Origin of the sequence: Psychrobacter sp. AOP7-B1-24, assembly GCF_052376215.1 — a bacterium.
GTDB lineage: Bacteria > Pseudomonadota > Gammaproteobacteria > Pseudomonadales > Moraxellaceae > Psychrobacter.
On sequence record NZ_JBQSVL010000215.1, the window covers coordinates 1 to 456 of the forward strand.

At 34.4% G+C, this 456-nt stretch carries 1 protein-coding gene; it reads right to left on the reverse strand.

Annotated features, from left to right (window positions below; translation table 11 throughout):
* Window positions 1-30: 30 nt before the first annotated feature.
* On the reverse strand, window positions 31-456 hold a 426-nt coding region (locus tag ACT3QP_RS15070; protein ID WP_444526067.1), incomplete at its 5' end, for a hypothetical protein.

The window sequence follows — 456 nt, forward strand, 5'->3', positions numbered from 1 at the left end:
TGCATTTGGTATTGCACTTCATGTGTTAATCTAAGAAAGAATAAAAACTGGCATTCTTGCATCCAGAGTGTCAAGGACTAGATCGGACGATTCACCAATCTTTGCTTTGGCTCTTAATTCTTCATGTCTCTTTTCTTCTTTAGTATTGTCTTCTTCAATAAGAGCATAATAATTATCTAAAAAGCTAACCAAAGAACGGGATCTATCTCCTGATATCTCAGTAGAGTCTACCCATTCATTAACGATTGCATTTAAAATATTACTTGGCTTCTTCATTTGTTCATCTGGGTCTTCAACAAAATATTGCTTATCCAGATGTGATGCTAACCTTAATAAACCGCCTCTGATGTCTGAAAAATATATGGCTGACGGCCCATTTTCTATAGAGTGATAACTTTGATTATCAATAGCTCTTTCTACTTTATATATACAATCATGGAATGGCTTTGGAATAAG